Genomic DNA, 19982 nt, shown 5'->3' with positions numbered 1-19982 from the left:
GGCACGGAGTCAGATGAGTCAGCAGCGTCACGGAAGCACGCCCGGCGAAGCCGGTGGCGTCCCGGCCTTCCCGGATCTACCGGAGGCGACCATCGCGCGACTGCCCGAGTACCTGCGCGCCCTCCATCACCTCGCCGAGACCGGCGCCGAGACGGTCTCCAGCGAGGGGCTCGCGGCCGCCGCGGGGGTGAATTCCGCCAAACTTCGCAAGGACCTCTCGCATCTGGGGTCGTACGGGACCCGTGGTGTCGGTTACGACGTCACCCTTCTGGTCGACCAGATCGAGTACATCCTCGGCCTGGACAAGAACCGGGCGGTCTGCCTGGTCGGCGTCGGCAACCTCGGGCACGCCCTGGCCGGGTACGCCGGATTCGCCAGCCGTGGCTTCCGGGTCGTCGCGCTCTTCGACGCCGACCCGAAGAAGGTCGGCGAGCGGATCAACGGGCTGACCGTGCAGCACATCGACGAGCTGGACCGGATCGCGGCCGAGGAGTCGATCGCGATCGGTGTGATAGCGACCCCGCCGGGTACCGCGCAGATGGTCGCCGACGCCCTGGTCGCCGCCGGTGTGACCAGCATTCTGAACTTCGCGCCCGGAGTCCTTTCGGTGCCGCCGAACGTCGACGTGCGAAAGGTGGATCTCGCCATCGAGCTCCAGATCCTTTCGTTCCATGAACACCGCAAGGCGTCCTTGACCGCGCTTCCGGGTGGCCGGGCCGCCGCGGCGGACAACCAGGAGGCGGTCGGCTCGTGAACCTGCTCAGCATCGGTGCCTCGTACCGCACCGCTGACGTCGCCGTCCTGGAACGGCTCGCCATCCCCGAGTCGGACGTTCCGGACCTGTTGCAGAAGCTGGTCGCCCAGCCGTACGTGGGTGAGGCGGTCGTCGTCTCCACCTGCAACCGGGTCGAGGTGTACGCGGCGGTCAGCGGCTTCCACGGCGGCCTCGGTGACATCTGCAACGTGCTGTCCGAGCACTCCGGCATCCCGGCCACCGAGCTCGCCGGCCACCTGTACGTGCACTACGGCGAGGCCGCGGTCCGGCATTCGTTCCGGGTCTCGTCCGGGCTCGACTCGATGGTCGTCGGTGAGGCCCAGATCCTGGGGCAGCTGCGCGACTCGTACCACGCGGCGACCGAGGTCGACTCCGCCGGACGGCTGCTGCACGAGCTGATGCAGCAGGCGCTGCGGGTCGGCAAGCGGGCGCACGCCGAGACCGGCATCGACCGGGCCGGGCAGAGCGTGGTGACCGCCGCCCTCGACGTGGCCGCCGACCATCTCGGTGGTGACCTGGAAGGACGTTCCGCGCTGGTGATCGGCGCGGGGGCGATGGGTGCGCTGTCGGTGGCCACGCTCACCCGTACCGGGGTGGGACCGCTGCGGATCACCAACCGCAGCGCCGAGCGGGCCGACCGGCTGGCCGAGGCGTACGGCGCGGTCGCCGTGCCGTTCGAGGACCTGGAACGGGTGCTCGGCGAGGTGGACATCGTGGTCAGCGCGACCGCCTCCACCGAGCCGGTGCTGACCCGCGACCGCCTCTCCACGGCGCTGTCCGCGAAAAAGGACCAGCTGATCGTCCTCGACCTGGCCGTTCCGCGGGACGTGGCGCCGGACGCCACCGATCTGCCCGGCCTGGTTGTCGTCGACATCGACAGCCTTGCCGCCAGCCGCCGGACCCACCCGGCAGCGGCGGAGACCGCGGCGGTCGAGCAGATCGTCGCCGGCGAGGTGGACAACTTCCTCGGCTGGCTGCGCGGGGCGGAGATCGCGCCCACAGTTGCGGCGCTGCGGACCCGCGCTGAAGAGGTCGTCTCGGCGGAGATGCGCAAGTTGGTGTCCCGTCGTCCGGAATTCACCGAGGAGCAGCGGGCCGACGTTTCCCGTACCCTGCACCGGGTCGTCCAGCAGCTGCTGCACTCGCCGACCGTGCGGGTCCGGCAGCTTGCCGCCGAGCCCGGCGGGGACCAGTACGCGGCCCTGCTCCGCGAGCTGTTCGACCTGGACGTGCCCCTTGCCACCCAGGCCAATGCCGTGCCCGAGATCGGAGGAAAGGCGTGAGCAAGCCGCTTCGGCTCGGTACCCGGGGCAGCGCCCTGGCGATGACCCAGTCGCAGATGGTCGCCGACGAGCTGACCGCCGTCACCGGCCGCCCGGTGGAGCTGGTCCGGATCGTCACGGCCGGCGACCGCTCCTCGGCGCCGGTCCAGCAGCTCGGCGTGGGGGTCTTCGTCTCCGCGCTGCGCGACGCTCTGATCGCCGGTGAGATCGATTTCGCCGTGCACTCGTACAAAGACCTGCCCACGGCCGACCACGCACGGCTGCACATCGCGGCCGTCCCGCCCCGCGAGGACCCGCGGGACGCCCTGATCGCCCGCGACGGCCTGACCCTGGCGGAGCTCCCGCCGGGCTCGGTCATCGGCACCGGTGCGGTGCGCCGTATCGCGCAACTGCGTGCTTTGGGCCTAGAGTTGCAGGTCACGCCGATCCGAGGGAACGTGGACTCGCGCATCGCCCGGGTACTCGGACCCGAGGCCGACCTCGATGCCGTCGTTCTCGCCCGGGCCGGTGTGGCACGTCTCGGCCGGTCGGCCGAGATCACCGAGACGCTCGACCCGATGCTCATGCTGCCCGCCCCGGCCCAGGGGGCGCTGGCGGTGGAGTGCCGGAACGACGACAGTGACGTGGTCGGACTGCTGGCCGCAGTCGACCACGCACCGACCCGCGCCGTCGTCATGGCGGAGCGGTCGATGCTTGCCACGCTCGAGGCCGGGTGCTCCGCCCCGGTCGCGGCACATGCCGAGCTCGCCGAGGGCGAGAACGGTGACGAGATCTACCTGCGCGGTGCGGTGATCAGCCCGGATGGGGTCCGAGCCATCCGACTGTCGCGCACCGGAACGCCCGCCGGCGCGGCGGAGATCGGCAAGGCACTTGCCATCGATCTCCTCGACGCCGGAGCCGATACCCTGATGGGGAGCACAGAATGACCACCCGCACCGCCCGTAAGCCAGCCGGACGCATCGCGTTCATCGGCGCCGGACCCGGCGACCCGGAGCTGCTGACCCGCCGCGCGTATGCGGCGTTGACCGATGCCGACCAGGTGGTCTACGACCGTGGCGTGCCCGAGACGCTGCTCAGCGCGATCCGCTCCGGCGCCAAGGAGGACGCGCAGTTCAGCCCGGCCGAGGGTGCGCCCGGCGACGTCGCCAAGGTGCTGCTCTCCGCCGCCAAGTCCGGCCTCTCCGCCGTGCACCTGGTCGCCGGTGACCCGTTCGGCCACGACTCGGTGGTCAAGGAGGTGCAGGCGGTCGCGCGTACCGCGGTGCACTTCGAGGTGATCCCGGGCATCGGGCAGGCCGAGGGCGTCGCTGCGTACGCCGGGGTGCCGCTGCCGGGCGTACGGATCGCCGCCGACGTCGACGACATCACCACCCTGGACTTCGACGCGCTCGCCGCGGCCGCCCAGAAGGGCTCGTTCGCGGTCGCCGTGGACGCCGGTGACCTCGCCGCCGTCCGGGACGGCCTGCTGGCCGCCGGTGTCGAGCCGGGCGTGCCGGTCGGCGTGACCGGCGACGGCACCGGGGAGACGCAGTACACCACCACCTCGACGGTGGACAGCTTCGTCGCGGCGGCGCTCGGCTTCACCGGCCGGGTCGTCCTCACCGTCGGCTCGGACGTCGCCGAACGCGACACCCTGAGCTGGTGGGAGAACCGCCCGCTGTACGGCTGGAAGGTGCTCGTTCCGCGTACCAAGGAGCAGGCCGGCGCGATGAGCGCCCGGCTGCGTGCCTACGGCGCCATCCCGTGCGAGGTGCCGACCATCGCGGTCGAGCCGCCCCGCACCCCGGCCCAGATGGAACGCGCGGTCAAGGGCCTGGTCGACGGCCGGTACGCCTGGGTGATCTTCACCTCGGTGAACGCGGTCCGCGCGGTCTGGGAGAAGTTCGGCGAGCACGGCCTCGACGCCCGCCACTTCGGCGGCGTGAAGATCGCCTGCATCGGTGAGGCGACCGCCGAGGCGGTTCGCGCGTTCGGCATCCAGCCCGAGCTGATCCCGTCCGGCGAGCAGTCCAGCGACGGTCTGCTGGCCGAGTTCTCGCCGCACGACGAGATCCTCGACCCGGTCGGCCGGGTGCTGCTGCCGCGCGCCGACATCGCGACCGAGACGCTGGCAGCCGGGCTCATCGAGCGTGGCTGGGAGGTCGACGACGTCACCGCGTACCGGACGGTGCGGGCCGCTCCGCCGCCCGCCGAGATCCGCGACGCGATCAAGTCCGGCGGCTTCGACGCGGTGCTCTTCACCTCGTCCTCGACGGTGCGGAACCTGGTCGGCATCGCCGGCAAGCCGCACGCCCGTACCGTGGTCGCCGTGATCGGCCCGAAGACGGCCGAGACCGCGGTCGAGTTCGGTCTGCGGGTGGACACCCAGCCGCAGACGGCGTCGGTGCCGGACCTGGTCGAGGCGCTCGCCGAGTACGCGCTCGAGCTGCGCGAGAAGCTGGCGGCGATGCCCGCCAAGCAGCGCCGCGGTTCCAAGGTGCAGGGTCCGACCGCTCTCCGATTCCGCTGATCTCCCGAAACGCGCCGGCGAACAGCCGGCGCGTTTCTCCTTTCGTAGGAGCGCCGATGTCCTTCCCCGACATCCGTCCGCGCCGGCTGCGGCGCACCCCGGCGATCCGCCGGCTGGTCGAGGAGACCCGCCTCGCCCCGTCCGAGCTGGTCCTGCCGCTCTTCCTGAAAGAGGGCCTGACCGAGCCGAAACCGATCAGCTCACTGCCCGGCGTCGTCCAACACAGCCGGGAGTCGCTGCGCAAGGCCGCGAACGAGGCGGTCAGCGCGGGCGTCGGCGGTCTGATGCTCTTCGGCGTGCCGGAGAACGGCAACAAGGACGAGACCGGCTCGGCCGGCCTCGACCCCGACGGCATCCTCAACGTCGGCATCCGCGACCTGCGGTCCGAGGTCGGCGACGCCACCGTGATCATGAGCGACCTCTGCCTGGACGAGTTCACCTCGCACGGGCACTGCGGTGTGCTGGCCGCCGACGGATCCGTCGACAACGACGCCACGCTGGACATCTACGCCGAGATGGCGGTCGCCCAGGCCGCCGCCGGCGCCCACATGGTCGGCCCGTCCGGGATGATGGACGGCCAGATCGGCGTGATCCGCAAGGCGCTCGACGCGCGCGGCTACCAGGACGTGTCGATCCTGGCGTACTCGGCGAAGTACGCGGGCGCCTTCTACGGGCCGTTCCGCGAGGCGGTCGAGTCGACCCTGCAGGGCGACCGGCGGCAGTATCAGCAGGACCCGCCCAACCTGCGGGAAGCGCTGCGCGAGGTCGACCTCGACGTGGCCGAGGGCGCGGACATCGTCATGGTCAAGCCGGCGCTGCCGTACCTCGACGTGATCGTCGCGATCCGCGAGCGGGTCACCGTCCCGGTCGCGGCCTACCAGGTCTCCGGCGAATACGCGATGGTCGAGGCCGCCGCGGCGAACGGCTGGATCGACCGCGAACGCGTCATCCTCGAATCGCTCACCTCGATCAAGCGCGCGGGCGCGCAGATCACCCTCACCTATTGGGCCACCGAGGTGGCCCAGATCTTGCGAAACCGCTATTGAGTACGGCCTAGGCCGTTCCGCCGAATCGACACCGTCCCGAGAGTCCACGCGAGCACCCAGCCCGGTCCCGGCCGCAACGCGGCCGCCGGGCTGATGCACGTGGTGCTCTTTACTGGGTCGGCTCCAGGCTCTGGACCAGCTGCGAGACGTCGGCGATGTACTCGAACCAGTCGCGATCGGACTGATAGCCGAGCTCGGCGTTCACCTTCAGCATCGACTCGTTGTGCTGTGCGTTCCACGTCTGCACCTGCCGCAGCCCCGGCTCGGCGGCGCGCAACTCGAACAGCATCCGGGCCTTGATCGCCCGGTCGATGCCGTAGCCGCGGTGCTCCCGCACCACGATCGTGTCGTACTGGTCGGCGCGTTCCGGATGCTGCGCCGGGACCACCACCTCGGTCAGGCCGGCCACGCTGCCCGTGGCCTCGTGCATGGCCAACACGATGTACGGCTTGAGACCTCGCTTGTGCAAGGTGTTCAGCGAGTCGCGCAGACGCTGCGGATCGGACGAGCGGGGTGCCAGGTCGAGATCGTCGTCGTCGTGCTGAGCCTCGGCCTTGGCCTGCGCATATGCTTCCAGAAGCCAGTCCGGCGGGCCACCGGGGTGATACTCGATCCGGTAACCGGAACTGATCCCGTTCGCCATCGAGCCGAGGGCCAGCCAGTCCACCGCGTCCAGGTTCAGCACGGAACGGGTCTCCACGTACTCCCGCTCGAAGCCGAGAGCCTCGTAGAACGGGATCGCCGAGGTGCCGCCGATCGCCTCCACCCCGATCGAGGAGAACCCCTCCAGGTACGCCCGGCGGGCGGCAACACCGACCAGTTGCCGGCCCAGCCCGCGGCGGCGCAGCTCCGGCCGGACCACGATCTCCAGCACACCGATGTCACCGAGCAGCAGAATGTTGACGTGGGCGAAGATCTGGCCCTCGCCCTCGGGAAGGCGGTCGTCCTCAGCGATCCAGGTGATCCGCCGCTCGCCCGGCATGGTCTCGGCCAGATAGTCCCGAACCTGCACGTCCCGCCAGGGTGGATCATCGGGGAGATCGGCGGCCATGACCGCGTTGACCATCTCCACGAGCGACTGGATCTCGGCCGCGGACGCGGAGCGGGGATCCCATTCACGCACCCTCACCCGTACATCGTGCCGTTTACCGGACCTTCAGGGAAGGGTTGACCACGCAAAAGTACGGGCTTGGTCACCCTGCGTCGCGGTGTCCGTCAGGTGCGGCTGCGCAGCCCGTAATCGTTCGCCGTGTTGAAGACGTCCTGCGCGTACTGCCGGACGTCGTTGTAGGTCAGCACCGCCTCCCACCACACCTCGGCCTTGGCCAGATCCCGCCCGCCCTGACAGAGATAGGCTGCGGCGGTCAGGGCGGCGTCGTCGATGTCGTTCGGATTCTTCTGACCGTCGTTGTCCGCGTCGATCGCGGTCGCCTGCCAGGTGGCCGGGATGAACTGCATCGGCCCGACCGCGCGGTCAAAGGTGACATCCTTGTCCAGCGCACCGCGGTCGGTGTCCCGGATCAGCTGCCGCCCACCCTGCCCGTCCAGCGGCAGCCCGTAGATCGTCGGCTGAGCCACTCCGTCCACCCCGAGCACAGCACCCTCGTGACTGCCGTGCCCCGACTCGATCTTGCCGATCGCGGCCAGCGTGGTCCAGCTCAGGTGACAGGACGGCGTCTGCTTGGCGGTGACCAGCTCGGCGTAGCCATAAGCCTGCACCGCCACCACCGGGATACCGACCCGAACGCCGACCTGCTGCGCCCACGAGGCCAGCGAATCCGCCGGCCGGGCACCGGTCACAGTGGGCTGCGCAGTCGGCGGCCCACTCACGCCCGGCGCGGACGGGAAGGTCCCCACCGGCGCCCCGAACGACGGCGGCGCACCGGACGGCTCACCCCAGGTGGCCCCCGGCGCGGCCGACTGCCCGGTGAAGGTCGGCGTGGCGCTCGGTGCCGGAGCAGCCTCCAGCGCCCGGGGAACCAGATAGGCGCCCGAGGTGACAGCCAGCGCGACCAGAGCGACCACCACGAGACCAGGCAGGATCACCCGCCCGCGCGGCCCTTTGGCCCAGGCCGTCGTAGCCCTCCCGGCCCGCCCCACCGACGCCACCGGATGAAAGCGCCGCCCCTTCGAAACCCCGGCCGCCGCCACGCCGGCCTTGGCCCCACTCGCGGTAGCCCCAGAACCGCCCGCCGCCTCGCCCGGCTTCCCCTTGGCTGCGTCTGTGCTGGCCGCTGACGCCTCGCCCGGCTTTCCCCCGGCCGCGTCCGTGCTGCCCGCTGACGCCTCGCCCGGCTTGCCTCCGGCCGCGTCCGTGCTGCCCGCTGCCGTCTCGCCGGGCTTCGCCCCGACTCCGGTCGCGCTGGCGCCGTCCACTGCCGTCTCGCCGGGCTTTGTTGCGGCTGGGCTCGCTCCTGCTGCTGCCGTCTCGCCGGGCTTTGTTGCGGCTGGGCCCGATCCTGCTGCTGCCGGCTCGCCGGGCTTTGCTGCAGTCGGGCCAGTGCTGCCCGCTCCAGGCTCCTTCGAGCCTGCTGTCGTGTCGTTCTTCTCGGCTGCGGCGGTCGAAGCGGGACGGCTGCCGTCGGCTGGCTCCGTGCCCGCGCCGGACCGGGCGGCACCGGCCGACTTGGCGAGAGCGGCTGCGGTTGCTCCAGCCGCCGCTACAAGGCCTGCCCAGGCGGAGTCGGCCTGGACAGAATCGGCCGCCTTCTCAGAACCGGCCTCACCCCGCCCGCTGGGCTGGTCTGGAGCCGCTGCTGCGGTGCTGCCCGATGGATCTGGGGCCGCCGAGGAGCCGCCAGCCTGGTCCGAGGCTGTCTCTGCCCGGCCACCGGCATGATCCGAGGCCGCCTCCGCCTGGCCGCCGGCCTGGCGCGAGTCCGCCTGACCGCCGGGCCGGTCTGAGTCTGAGTCTGAGTCTGAGTCTGAGTCTGCCTGGGCATGGCCGCTGGCGGCCTGCTCCGGGTCCGCCGGCTGCTCTGGGCCGGCTGGAGCTGATTGAGCGGTGGCCGACCCCTCATCCGGGCGGGGCGTGACTGTCGACTCCGGAGCGGCGGGCTTTTCGGGCGCGGCCTCACCGCTGCCGGACGGAGCGCTGGAGCTGTCGGGTGCGGGGGCCGCGCCCGAGCTGCCGAGTGGCCCGCCCTGGTGCGGCGCCGCGCCGGGACTGCCGAGTGGCCCGCCCGGATGCGGCGCCGCGCCGGAACTGCCCAGCGGCCCGCCCTGGTGCGGCGCCGCCGAGCGCAACTCCGGTCGCTCTGCTGGGTTCTTCTGCGCCTCCGCCACGGGTCGACCCTACCCGTCTGTGTCACTCCCCGGGGAGCTCGCGCCAGGCCTGTGGACAAACCCCCGTGCGCAACTGCCTATAGGGGCCCTACGCTGGTCGGATGCCGCGCTACGAGTTCCGGTGCCGCGCCTGCGGCGCCACCTTCGAGGTCAGTCGTCCGATGAGTGAGGCGAGCGCTCCGGCAGCCTGCCCGGGAGGCCACGACGACACCGTCAAGCTGCTGTCCACAGTCACCGTGACCGGGCGGGGTGGCCCAGCGCCATCCGGGCCAGCGGCGGGCGGCAGCGGCGGAGGCGGCTGTTGCGGCGGCGCCTGCGGCTGCTGATCAAGCCAGCAGCGCAAGCAGGGCAGCGCAGCGCAAGCAGCGCAGCGCAGCGCAAGCAGGGCAGGGCAGGGCAGGGCAGGGCAGGGCAGGGCAGGGCAGGGCAGGGCAGGGCAGGGCAGGGCAGCGCAAGCAGGGCAGCGCAAGCAGCGCAGCGCAAGCATGGCAGCGCGAGCAGGGCGGCCAGGCAGCGTGAGCCAGGCAGCGTAAGCAGGCGCGGAGTAAGGCGCTCAGCAAGAGCTGAGTAAGAACTGACCAGAGACTGATCAAGGAGGACGCCGCGTGGCCGGCCCCCAGACGGCCGCGCGGCAAAAGCACGCCGACTCCACCCGGTGAGGCGGCGCTTGCAGGGCGTGTCCTTCCGCGTGCCCCATACGGGTACACCCGAACGGCCCGACGGTTTTGACCGAGCGCGGCGTTTCCCGCGTTCGATCTCTTTCGTTACGAGACGCGTAGTCCCGTATGCCACCGTCGATGCCGCGATCGGGTTTGTCCTCCGTACGGGGTCGGTCAGTGGCGGGAAAATGATTACCGTCCGTTTCTACGATGGGCGGTGACGCAGAGATACGGCAGCATGAGGCGCGACTTCCACAAAGGGGGCGGAGGTTCCACCGTGTCGGGACGGAGCGAGCTACCTAGCGGTCTGGTGACCTTTATGTTCACTGACATCGAGGGCTCGACACGACTGGCCCGGATGCTCGGCGAGGCATACCGAGAGGTTCTCGGAGCGCATCGTTCGGTGCTACGCGCTGTGCTCAGAGACTTCGATGGTGTCGAGCTACTAACTGAGGGTGACTCCTTTTTCGTGGCGTTCGCCGATGCCGATTCGGCGGTTGCGGCATGCGTCGAGGCGCAACGGCGACTGTCCGCTTTCGACTGGCCGCGCCGGGACGCGGTGCCGCGCGTCCGGATGGGACTGCACACCGGCCGGGCCACTCCGGTCGGCCAGGAGTACGCGAGTGCCGAGGTGCACCGCGCCGCCCGTGTGTCCGCTGCGGCCCATGGCGGCCAGGTGCTCTGCTCGGAGGCGACCGCCTTGGCTGTCACCGCCACCTACGCCACGGCGGGCGGCAGAGCGGCCGCGGCCACCCTGGCGTCGGTCGATCTGCTCGACCTGGGCGCCTACCGGTTGCGGGGTTTCGACGACGACGAGCGGATCTTCCAGGTCATCGCACCGGGTCTGGACCGGGAGTTCCCGCGGCCGCGGACGGCTGAGGCGCCCCGGCACAATCTGCCCGCCGAGCACAGCGCCTTCGTCGGGCGACGGGCCGAGAGCAACGAACTGGCCGAGCTGATCAGCCACAACCGGCTGGTCACGGTGGTGGGCCCGGGTGGTTCCGGCAAGACGCGGCTCACCCTTGCGGTGGCGGATCGGCTGCTTCCGGCGTACCCCGATGGTGTTTGGACGATTGATGCCGCGACCGCGTCGAGCGGCCTGCCCACCGGCTTGGCCGCGGCTCTCGGCCTGCGACCGGAACCGGGTCGCCCGATGATCGAGACCTTGGTCGAGCACTGCGCCGAACGGCGCATGCTGGTGCTGTTGCAGACCTGCGATGCCGCGCCGGCGTTGACCGCCGATCTGGCGCATCGCCTGCTCAGCCGGTGCCGGCGGCTGGATGTGGTGGCTACCGGGCGGGCACCGCTGGGTCTGGACGGCGAGACGGTCTGGCGGATTCCGCCGCTGGTGCCGGGGGATGCGTTCGCTCTGCTGCGGGATCGTGCCGCGGCGGCGCAGGGTGGCCGGCCGATTGACGGTGAGGCGCAGCTGGCCCGGCTGGCAGCGCGGCTCGAGGGGTCGCCGCTGGCGATCGAGTTGGCGGCGGCGCGTCTGCGGCTGCTGCCCGCGGAGCAGTTGGCGCGGCGTCTGGACGATCCGCTGCGTGCGCTGGACAACGATTCGGCCGGGGAGGGCCGGCATGCGAGCCTGACCAACAACCTGGCCTGGTCCTATCGGACGCTCGGCAGCCAGGCCGCCGGCCTGTTGCGCCGGCTGGCCGTCTTCGCCGGCCCGGTGGATCTTGCGACGGTCGAGGGATGCGGCGCCGGAGCGCTCGGCGCGCTCTCCGAGCTTGCCGACAAGTCGCTGGTCGAGGTGGTGCCGGGGCCGCGCTACCGGCTTTCCGATCAGGTACGGGCGTACGCGCTCCGCCAGCTCACCGCGTCCGGCGACGAACCGGCCGTCCGGGACCGCCATCTCGCCTGGTCCCTGGAGACCCTCGACAGCATCACGGTGGACACCGACGGCCAGGTGCGGACCGTCTCGCTGACCGAGCTGGCCCCGCACGTGCCCGAGTGGCAGTCCGCGCTGCGCTGGGCCGCGAGCTGCGGTGACGTACATGCCGGTCTGCGTCTGGCCGGCGCGCTGGACCCGTGGTGGCGTGAGCACGGCGGAGCCGGTACGGGCCGCGAGCTACTGTCCATGCTGTATCAGCGGTTCGCCGGCGCCGACGTGTCACCCGCCGAGCTGGCCGGCGCCCATCTGGTGCGCGCCGGGCTGGCCGAGGACCGTACCGACCGGAATCGTCACCTGCGCGAGGCGGAGGAGGCGGCACACCGTGCCGGCGACCCGGCGATGTTGATCCGGGTGCTCGCCGCGCGGCGGGTCCAGTTGGACAGCGTCGACGACGCCACCGCGGAGCGGGCCTGCCGCGCGGTGATCGCCGATGCCGAGCGGGCCGGGGTGGCGGCTGCCGCCCTGCCGGCCGTGCTGTCTCTGGCCGAGCTGCTCTGGCGACGGGATGCCCTGGTCGAGGCGGCCGAGCAGCTGGGCGCCGCCCGTCAGCTCGAGGCCGTGCACCCGGAGGATCGCGGCCGCCGCGCCGTGGACTGGCTGCTCGGCATGGTCGCGTTGCGCCGTGGCGACCTGGTGGCCGCCCACGATCATCTGGTGGTGGCGTTGCGGTCCCGGCTGCGGCACGGCTTCCGGGGCGCCGCGGCGGATGCGGTCGCCGCGATCGCGGTGCGATGTGTGCTCGGCGGTGACCCGGCCACCGCGACCGTGCTCTTCGGTGGTGCGGAGGCGGCGCGTGGCGCGCAGCGCACCGAGTCGTTCGGCGCGTTCTGGTCGGCGCAGCAGACCGCCCTGCGGGCGGCGCTCGGCGATGCCGCTTTCGATGCCGCGTACGCGGACGGCGCCGATCTGGGTTTCGATCAGGTGGTCGCCATGGCGCTGGCCGTCGAGCACCCGGACCTGGAGGACGGCGCGGCCCGGTTTGCCCAGCTAGGCGTCGCCGAGTAACACCGTGGCCTGATAATAACCCCAGGCCACGGTGTTGCAGACGGGCTGGACCAGCCGCCGGTGTTCGTCGCAGGTGCGCCGCAGATCGGCCCGGAACACCCGGTCCAGGCGCCGCTTGTGTTCCGCGAAGACGCCTGCCGCCCGGTAGTTGCGATAGCCGAAGTCGTGGTGCCAGCAGGCGTTCTGAAACTTGAATCCGAAGGGGCGCTCCGGACCGTGCGAGCAGTAGTCGGTCGACCAGTCGAACCCGTACGCCGCCCAGCGTTCCCGATCGAGCCGGGCAGCGTTCCATGCGGCGGTGCTGGCCGCGGTGGGCTGGGTCCACCGGGCCAGCAGGGTCGCCTTGTCGACGACCGTCCCCCACGCGGACCCGGTCGGCAGTATCGTCGTGCCGGCCAGCAGGAAACCCGCGACGGCGGCGCGGCGGATCGCAAGGCGAATCATCGTGCCTCCTCCAGGTGCGACCTTCAGCTTGACCGTTAGGGTGTGTCCGTGCAGGCGGTTCCATGATTCATCTACCGCTGGTCCGACAGGGACCGTTGCGGGCGCTCGGCGTCCGGTTGTTGATGGCGTGCACCCTGGTCGTCGTCTCGGTGACCGTGATCTATGCGGACCGGGAGGGCTACCGGGACGTCAACGAGGACGGGCTGAGCCTTCTCGACTGCTTCTACTACGCCGTGGTCACGCTCTCCACCACCGGCTACGGCGATATCACCCCGGTGACCGAGAGCGCGCGGCTGGTGAACGTCCTGTTCATCACCCCGGCCCGGGTGCTCTTCCTGATCATCCTGGTCGGCACCACGCTCGAGGTGCTGACCGACCAGTACCGCAAGGGCCTGCGGGTCACCCGGTGGAGGCGGAAGTTGAAGGACCACGTGATCATCTGCGGCTACGGCACGAAGGGCCGGGCCGCCGTCGCCGCGCTGCTGGAGACCGGGTACGACAAGTCGCGCATCGTCATCGTGGAGAACCGGGAGGCCGGCGTCCGGCAGGCGACGGCCGGCGGGTTCGTCGTCATCGAGGGCGACGCCACCCGGTCCGCGGTGCTCAACGAGGCCGACGTGAAGAACTGCAAGTCGGTCATCATCGCCACCGACCGGGACGAGGCCTCGGTCCTGATCACCCTGACCGTGCGGCAGTTGACCGCCGGGCAGGTCCGGATCATCGCGGCGGTCCGGGAGCAGGAGAACGCGGCGCTGCTCAAGCAGAGCGGCGCGCACCACGTGATCGTCTCGTCCTCCACGGCCGGCCGGCTGCTCGGCCTGACCACCACCGCGCCGCCGCTGATCGACGTGGTGGAGGACCTGCTCACCCCCGGCCAGGGCATGGCGCTGGCGATGCGTTCAGCCGAGCGGGCCGAGGTGGGCCGCAACCCGCGTGAGCTGCCGACGCTGGTGGTGGCGCTGATCCGCCGCGGCAAGGTGCTGCCGCTCGGCGGCGAGCACGCCATCAACATCGAGACCGGGGACCTGCTGGTCTACATCCGCGACGACGAGAACTCGCACAACGGGGTGTCGGTCTAGGGCTTGCGGCCGACCCCGGCGAACTCGGAGACCTTGTCGGTGATGCCCGGCCGGGCCGGGTCGGGCCGCCATGCCGAGCAGGTCACGACGCCCGGGTCGAGCAGCTCCAGGCCGGTGAAGAAGGCGGCGATCTCGTCCCGGCTGCGCGCGCAGATCGGGGCCGCGCCGCTCTCGTTCCACTGTTTCATCGACTGCTCGACCGCCGCACCGTTGACCTCCTTGGTCGGGTGCGACATCACCAGGTAGCTCCCGGACGGGACGGCGGCGACGAGATCACGCACGATTCGGGTCGCCTCGGCGTCGTCGACCACGAAATTCACGATGCCGAGCAGCATGATCGCGATCGGTTGGTCGAAGTCGAGGGTGTCCCGCGCCTGCGACAGGATGTGTGGGGTGTCCCGGATGTCGGCGTCGACGTAGTCGGTGGCGCCCTCGGGTGTGCTGTTCAGCAGGGCCCGGGCGTGCACCAGCACCATCGGGTCGTTGTCCACGTAGACGATCCGGCTGTCCGGGGCGACGCCCTGGGCCACCTCATGCGTGTTGTCCGCGGTGGGCAGGCCGGTGCCGATGTCCAGGAACTGCCGGATCCCGGCGTCGCCGGCCAGATGCCGCACGGCCCGGCCGAGGAACTCCCGGTTGGCCCGGGCCGACTGCACCAGCTCCGGCATCAGGGCCAGCGCATACTGCGCGGCCTCGCGGTCGGCGGCGAAGTTGTCCTTGCCGCCGAGCAGGTAGTTCCACAACCGCGCGGAGTGTGCCACCTCGGTGTTGAGCGAGGCGTGCACCTCCGGATCCAGCCCGTGCGCATCGGTCACGAACCGAACATTATCGATCCGGATCCGGGAGGGGAAGGACCTTCCCCTCCCGGAGCGACCGGGGAACCACAGGGGCGACCGGAAACTACAGGATGGTCCAGGTGTCGCCGGCGTTGAGCAGGTCGCCGAGCATCTCCTCGGGCGTGCCGGTGGCCTGGGCCCGGGCGTCCAGCACCTGCTTGCGCACGATCTCGTCGTAGGACGGGCGCTGCACGTTGCGGAACACCCCGATCGGGGTGGTGTTGAGGTCCGAGCCGGAGAGGCGGGAGAGGGCGAACGCGTACGCCGGGTCGTCCACGGTCGCGTCGTGCACCAGCGGGGTGCCGCCCTCCTGCACCTTCAGCCCGAAGCTGCCCTCCGGGTGCACCACCGAGAACCGCCCGTCGGTGCCGAACCGGATCGGCTCGCCCTGTTCCAGCCGGATCAGGTGCTCGTCCCGCGTCGACGGGTCCTTGATCAGCTCGAACGCGCCGTCGTTGAAGATGTTGCAGTTCTGGTAGATCTCGACGAAGGCGGAACCCTCGTGCTGGGCCGCGGCTCGCAGCACGGACTGCAGGTGCTTGGCGTCCGAGTCGATGGTCCGGGCCACGAACGTCGCCTCGGCACCCAGCGCGAGCGACAGCGGGTTGAACGGCGAGTCCGCCGACCCTGCCGGCGTCGACTTGGTGATCTTGCCGATCTCCGAGGTGGGCGAATACTGCCCCTTGGTGAGCCCGTAGATCCGGTTGTTGAAGAGCAGGATCTTCAGGTTCACGTTGCGGCGCAGCGCGTGGATCAGGTGGTTGCCGCCGATCGACAGCGCGTCGCCGTCACCGGTGACCACCCAGACGCTCAGGTCCGGGCGGGACGCGGACAGACCCGTCGCGATCGCCGGGGCCCGCCCGTGGATCGAGTGCATCCCGTACGTGTTCATGTAGTACGGGAAGCGCGAGGAGCAGCCGATCCCGGAGACGAAGACGATGTTCTCCCGGGGGATGCCCAGCTCCGGCATGAAGCGCTGCATGGCCGCGAGGATCGAGTAGTCCCCGCAGCCCGGGCACCACCGGACCTCCTGGTCGGACTTGAAGTCCTTGGCGGTCAGTTTCAACTCGACCGGGCTAACCATTCTTGACCACGTCCTCCAGCATGCTCTCCAGCGTCGCGGCGGTGAACGGAAGGCCGCTGATCTGGTTGAAGGGAACCGCGTCGACCAGGTACTTCGCCCGGATCACCGAGGCGAGCTGACCGAGGTTCATCTCCGGGACGACCACCTTGTCGTACCCCGCCAGGACCTCACCGAGGTTGGCCGGCAGCGGCGCCAGATGCCGCAGGTGGGCCTGCGCGATCGACAGCCCGCGCTGGCGCAGCGCGCGGCAGGCGGCCCCGATCGGGCCATAGGTCGAACCCCAGCCCAGTACGAGTACGCGCGCGTTCTCCTCCGGGTCCTCGACGTCCACGTCCGGCACCGGGATGGCGTCGATGCGTGCCTGCCGGGTCCGGACCATGAACTCGTGGTTGGCCGGGTCGTACGAGATGTCGCCGGTTTTGTCGGCCTTCTCCAAGCCACCGATCCGGTGCTCCAGCCCCGCGGTGCCCGGGACCGCCCACGGCCGGGCCATCGTCTCCGGGTCCCGCAGGTAGGGCAGGAAGCGCCCGTCCGGCGAATTCGGCTCGGTGGCGAAGGAGACCTGCAGCTCGGGCAGCTCGTCGACGGACGGCAACAGCCACGGTTCGGAGCCGCTCGCCACATAGTTGTCGGAGAGCAGGATGACCGGGGTGCGGTAGGTCAGCGCGATCCGGGCCGCCTCGAGCGCCGCGTGGAAGCAGTCGGACGGCGACTTCGGCGCGATCACCGCGAGCGGCGCCTCGCCGTGCCGGCCGAACAGGGCCATGTTGAGGTCGGCCTGCTCGGTCTTGGTCGGCATCCCGGTGGACGGGCCGGCCCGCTGCACGTCGACGACCACCAGCGGCAGTTCCAGCGCGATCGCGAGCGAGATGGTCTCGCCCTTGAGCGCCACGCCCGGGCCACTCGTCGTGGTGACGCCGAGGGCACCGCCGTACGAGGCCCCGAGCGCCGCGCCGATCGCGGCGATCTCGTCCTCGGCCTGCATCGTGGTGACGCCGAACTTCTTGTGCTTGGAGAGCTCGTGCAGGATGTCCGACGCCGGGGTGATCGGGTAGGCGCCCAGGAAGACCGGCAGCTTCGACCGGACCCCGGCGGCGACCAGGCCGAGCGCGAGCGCCTGGTTACCGGTGATGTTCCGGTACGTGCCGGGCCGCATCTTGGCGGGCTTCACCTCGTACCGCACGGCGAAGACCTCGGTGGTCTCCCCGTAGTTCCACCCGGCCTGGAAGGCGGCCTTGTTCGCCGCGACCAGATCGGGGCGCTTGGCGAACTTGCGCTCCAGGAACCGCAGGGTGGACTGGAACGGCCGCGAGTACATCCAGCTGAGCAGGCCCAGCGCGAACATGTTCTTGGCCCGCTCGGCGTCCTTCTTCGAGACGCCCGCGTCGGCCAGCGCGGCGACCGTCATCGAGGTCAGGGGGACCGGATGCACCGCGTACTCAGCGAGCGAGTCGTCCTCCAGCGGGCTGGTCGCATATCCGACCTTCGCCAGATTTCGCTTGGTGAACTCGTCGGTGTTCACGATGATGTCGGCGCCGGCCGGCAGCTCGGCCAGGTTGGCCTTGAGCGCCGCCGGGTTCATGGCCACCAGGACGTTCGGCGCGTCACCGGGGGTCAGGATGTCGTAGTCGGCGAAATGCACCTGAAAGCTGGACACGCCGGGGAGCGTCCCAGCTGGTGCACGGATCTCGGCGGGAAAGTTGGGCAGGGTCGAGATGTCGTTGCCAAGCTGAGCGGTCTCTGAAGTGAACCGGTCTCCAGTGAGCTGCATACCATCGCCGGAGTCGCCGGCGAATCTGATGACTACCCGGTCCAGCTGCTCGACTCGCTTCGCGGGAGCGGCCACGTTCAACCTCCAAAGAGCGCGGTCCGGCGGCTGAGGTTCGTCGATGAGCCGGCCCGCAAATCGTCACTTCCAGACTACGTCGCCGCTCCTTACGAGGCGGCCGCGGACCGTTGCCCACAGTAGCTACGAGAGGAAAGCACCAGCCAGCAATGTCCACCATGCGGCACACGGACAGCGGCCGGTCGTCCGTTAGGCTCCACGATCGTGGACGGATATCTCGGTTCGTACGCCACGCTGGGGCTGGTGCTGGCCGCCGGGGTGCTGCTGTTCGTGGCGGCGTTCGGGGCCAACCGGCTGCTGCGACCGGCCGACCCGGCCGAGCCGCCGGGCAAGCGGATCGCGTACGAGAGCGGGATCGACCCCGTCGGCGGGGACTGGGCACAGGCGCAGATCCGGTACTACGTCTACGCGTACCTCTATGTGCTTTTCGCGGTGGAAGCCGTATTTCTCTTCCCGTGGGCGCTGATCTTCGACCGGCCCGGGTTCGGCGGACTGGCCATCGCCGAGATGGGCATCTTCGTGGCTGTGCTGGCCCTCGGCATCCTCTACGCCTGGCGTAAGCGGATCCTGACCTGGACCTGACCGCATCCGCAGGGACATCGACCGGGTGGCGGGCTCGCCACCGGAAAGCCGACATGTCAACATCGTGCGCATGGGTCAGCTTCTGCTCTTCATTGTCGTCGCGCTGGTCGTCGCGACCATCGTCTTCGGCGTGACCGTCTTGCTGAGCGGGGGCGATTCCGGCCTCACCCCGGTCGAGCCCGACGGCCGGGCGGTCCCGCTCCCCAGCGACCGCCCGCTCGGCGAGTCGGACATCGCCGAGACCAGGTTCGACACCACCTGGCGGGGTTACCGGATGGCCCAGGTCGACCAGGCCCTGCAGCGGGCGGCGTACGACATCGGCTACAAGGGTGAGCTGATCGGCGTGCTCGAGGCCGAGGTGGCCGCCCTCCGCGAGGGCCGGCTGGAGGACGCCGACGCGCTGCGCAAGGCCCGTGAGGTCGCCGCGGCCCCGCCCGTGCCCGCCACGCCGCCGCCCACCGAGCCGGCCGCCGCGGAGCAGCCGGACGACCCGGTCGCCAAGGTCGCCGAGGTTCCGCCGCAGGCGTCGGCGGCGCCGGCCGCCGACGGGGAGCCGGCGGATCGCCGATGAGCGGCCCAGGTTCAGCCGACGGTGCAGCGGGCCTTGGCGACGCCGCCCGTCCCGGTAGTGGCGAGGTCACCGCCACGGTGATCGTCAACGCCCCCGCGGAGAAGGTGTTCGCCGCGTTTCTGGACTGGGAGAAGCAGTCCGAGTGGATCCCGTTGACCCGGGTCAAGGTGGTCGAGGGCGACGGCGGTGAGGGCAGCCTGGTCGAGGCGGTCACCACGCTCGGCCCGGCCGTGCTCCGCGACGAGCTGCGGGTGGTCAAGGTCAACGCGCCGTACGAGGTGCGCGTCGTCCACTGCGGCAAGGTGCTCCGCGGCCCCGGCGCGATGCGCTGCACCGCGATGTCCGGCGACCGCACCCAGGTCGTCCTGCACGAGTGGTTCCACCTGCCGGCCGGCCCGGTCGGCAAGATCGCCTGGCCGGTGCTCTGGCCCGGCTCCAAGCTCGGCTTCACCGGCGCGCTGAAGAAGTTCGGCCGCCTGGTCGAACAGGGCCGCCTGCCGTGACCGAGGGTCTGGTGATCGGCCCGGACGGACAGCCGCGCTGCTTCTGGGGCGCGAGCTCCCCGGAGTACATGGCCTACCACGACGACGAGTGGGGCAAGCCGGTCCGCGGCGACGACGCCCTGTTCGAGCGGCTCACCCTGGAGGCCTTCCAGTCCGGCCTGGCCTGGATCACCATCCTGCGCAAGCGGCCGGCGTTCCGGGCCGCGTTCGACAATTTCTCGATCGAGAAGGTGGCGACCTACACCGAGGCCGACGCGGACCGGCTGATGGCCGACGCCGGGATCGTCCGCAACCGGATGAAGGTGGACGCGGCCCTGCACAATGCCAAGGTCGCGGCCGATCTGGACGAGGGCCTCTCCGCGCTGCTCTGGTCGTTCGCCCCGGTGGCCCGTCCCCGCCCGCGGACCCGGGCCGACGTTCCGGCCGTCACCGCCGAGTCCACCGCCCTCGCCAAGGCGCTCAAGAAGCGCGGGTTCAAATTCGTCGGACCCACCACGGCGTACGCGTTGATGCAGGCCACCGGGATGGTGGATGACCACCTTGCGGACTGCTGGGTCCCCACGTGATGAGATGAACCC

The 19982-nt window shown here is 70.8% G+C and carries 18 protein-coding genes; 12 read left to right on the top strand and 6 right to left on the bottom strand.

From position 1 onward, the window contains the following. Positions 1-13 precede the first annotated feature (13 nt). Genes OHA21_RS35760 through hemB form a run of 5 tightly spaced genes read left to right on the top strand, consistent with a single transcriptional unit; the run spans position 14 to position 5613 of the window. Positions 14-754 (top strand): redox-sensing transcriptional repressor Rex, encoded by a 741-nt coding sequence (locus tag OHA21_RS35760; RefSeq protein ID WP_328462636.1) that lies wholly within the window; start codon positions 14-16, stop codon positions 752-754. Then, positions 751-2058: a glutamyl-tRNA reductase gene (locus tag OHA21_RS35755; protein ID WP_328462634.1), complete on the top strand. Its 1308-nt coding sequence runs from the start codon at positions 751-753 to the stop codon at positions 2056-2058. Before OHA21_RS35760 ends, OHA21_RS35755 begins: the two co-directional genes overlap by 4 nt. Further along, entirely contained in the window at positions 2055-2984 is a 930-nt protein-coding gene (hemC, locus tag OHA21_RS35750) for a hydroxymethylbilane synthase (protein ID WP_328462632.1), read from the top strand. The genes OHA21_RS35755 and hemC overlap by 4 nt, the downstream gene beginning before the upstream one ends. After that, positions 2981-4567: a uroporphyrinogen-III synthase gene (locus tag OHA21_RS35745; protein ID WP_328462630.1), complete on the top strand. Its 1587-nt coding sequence runs from the start codon at positions 2981-2983 to the stop codon at positions 4565-4567. The genes hemC and OHA21_RS35745 overlap by 4 nt, the downstream gene beginning before the upstream one ends. Positions 4568-4623: 56 nt before the next feature. Next, the gene (hemB, locus tag OHA21_RS35740; RefSeq protein ID WP_328462628.1) at positions 4624-5613 is read left to right on the top strand and encodes a porphobilinogen synthase; all 990 of its coding nucleotides are present in this window, start codon (positions 4624-4626) and stop codon (positions 5611-5613) included. A gap of 109 nt (positions 5614-5722) precedes the next feature. Here hemB and OHA21_RS35735 read toward each other — a convergent pair whose 3' ends face one another. Next, positions 5723-6742 (bottom strand): GNAT family N-acetyltransferase, encoded by a 1020-nt coding sequence (locus OHA21_RS35735; protein WP_328462626.1) that lies wholly within the window; start codon positions 6740-6742, stop codon positions 5723-5725. Between the two features lie 86 nt (positions 6743-6828). Further along, entirely contained in the window at positions 6829-7659 is an 831-nt protein-coding gene (locus OHA21_RS35730) for a lytic transglycosylase domain-containing protein (RefSeq protein WP_328462624.1), read from the bottom strand. 1340 nt (positions 7660-8999) lie between these two features. Between OHA21_RS35730 and OHA21_RS35725 the strand changes: the two genes are divergently transcribed. Further along, on the top strand, positions 9000-9224 hold the full coding sequence (locus OHA21_RS35725) for an FmdB family zinc ribbon protein (protein ID WP_328462622.1): 225 nt from the start codon (positions 9000-9002) through the stop codon (positions 9222-9224). Positions 9225-9834: 610 nt separating this feature from the next. Beyond that, positions 9835-12459, top strand: coding sequence for an ATP-binding protein (locus tag OHA21_RS35720; RefSeq protein WP_328462620.1), 2625 nt, complete (start codon positions 9835-9837; stop codon positions 12457-12459). Here the strand turns inward: OHA21_RS35720 and OHA21_RS35715 are convergent. Continuing rightward, a complete protein-coding gene (locus tag OHA21_RS35715; RefSeq protein ID WP_328462618.1) occupies positions 12442-12903 on the bottom strand; it encodes a phospholipase in 462 nt (153 codons plus the stop codon). The genes OHA21_RS35720 and OHA21_RS35715 overlap by 18 nt on opposite strands. Before the next feature lie 62 nt (positions 12904-12965). On the opposite strand from OHA21_RS35715, the gene OHA21_RS35710 reads away from it, so the two are divergent. After that, entirely contained in the window at positions 12966-13982 is a 1017-nt protein-coding gene (locus OHA21_RS35710; RefSeq protein WP_328462617.1) for a potassium channel family protein, read from the top strand. Here the strand turns inward: OHA21_RS35710 and OHA21_RS35705 are convergent. The 3 genes from OHA21_RS35705 to OHA21_RS35695 form a co-directional block, all read right to left on the bottom strand. Continuing rightward, positions 13979-14797, bottom strand: coding sequence for an SAM-dependent methyltransferase (locus OHA21_RS35705; protein WP_328462616.1), 819 nt, complete (start codon positions 14795-14797; stop codon positions 13979-13981). The two genes, OHA21_RS35710 and OHA21_RS35705, sit on opposite strands and share 4 nt — an antisense overlap. A gap of 85 nt (positions 14798-14882) precedes the next feature. Continuing rightward, the gene (locus tag OHA21_RS35700; protein ID WP_328462614.1) at positions 14883-15902 is read right to left on the bottom strand and encodes a 2-oxoacid:ferredoxin oxidoreductase subunit beta; all 1020 of its coding nucleotides are present in this window, start codon (positions 15900-15902) and stop codon (positions 14883-14885) included. Then, positions 15895-17748, bottom strand: a complete 1854-nt coding sequence (locus tag OHA21_RS35695) for a 2-oxoacid:acceptor oxidoreductase subunit alpha (RefSeq protein ID WP_328462612.1) — start codon at positions 17746-17748, stop codon at positions 15895-15897. Before OHA21_RS35695 ends, OHA21_RS35700 begins: the two co-directional genes overlap by 8 nt. 204 nt (positions 17749-17952) lie before the next feature. Here OHA21_RS35695 and ndhC point away from each other — a divergent pair, with 204 nt between their 5' ends. The 4 genes from ndhC to OHA21_RS35675 all read left to right on the top strand — a co-directional run bounded on the left by ndhC (position 17953) and on the right by OHA21_RS35675 (position 19970). Beyond that, positions 17953-18330, top strand: coding sequence for an NADH-quinone oxidoreductase subunit A (gene ndhC, locus OHA21_RS35690; RefSeq protein ID WP_328462610.1), 378 nt, complete (start codon positions 17953-17955; stop codon positions 18328-18330). 70 nt (positions 18331-18400) lie between these two features. After that, on the top strand, positions 18401-18901 hold the full coding sequence (locus OHA21_RS35685) for a DivIVA domain-containing protein (protein WP_328462608.1): 501 nt from the start codon (positions 18401-18403) through the stop codon (positions 18899-18901). Next, positions 18898-19404, top strand: coding sequence for an SRPBCC family protein (locus OHA21_RS35680; RefSeq protein WP_328462606.1), 507 nt, complete (start codon positions 18898-18900; stop codon positions 19402-19404). The genes OHA21_RS35685 and OHA21_RS35680 overlap by 4 nt, the downstream gene beginning before the upstream one ends. Next, a complete protein-coding gene (locus tag OHA21_RS35675; RefSeq protein WP_328462604.1) occupies positions 19401-19970 on the top strand; it encodes a DNA-3-methyladenine glycosylase I in 570 nt (189 codons plus the stop codon). Before OHA21_RS35680 ends, OHA21_RS35675 begins: the two co-directional genes overlap by 4 nt. The last annotated feature ends 12 nt before the right edge of the window (positions 19971-19982 follow it).

The organism is Actinoplanes sp. NBC_00393 (assembly GCF_036053395.1).
Lineage (GTDB): Bacteria > Actinomycetota > Actinomycetes > Mycobacteriales > Micromonosporaceae > Actinoplanes.
The sequence above is the reverse complement of the archived record's forward strand: the minus strand, read 5'-3'. Positions and strand labels throughout refer to the sequence as shown.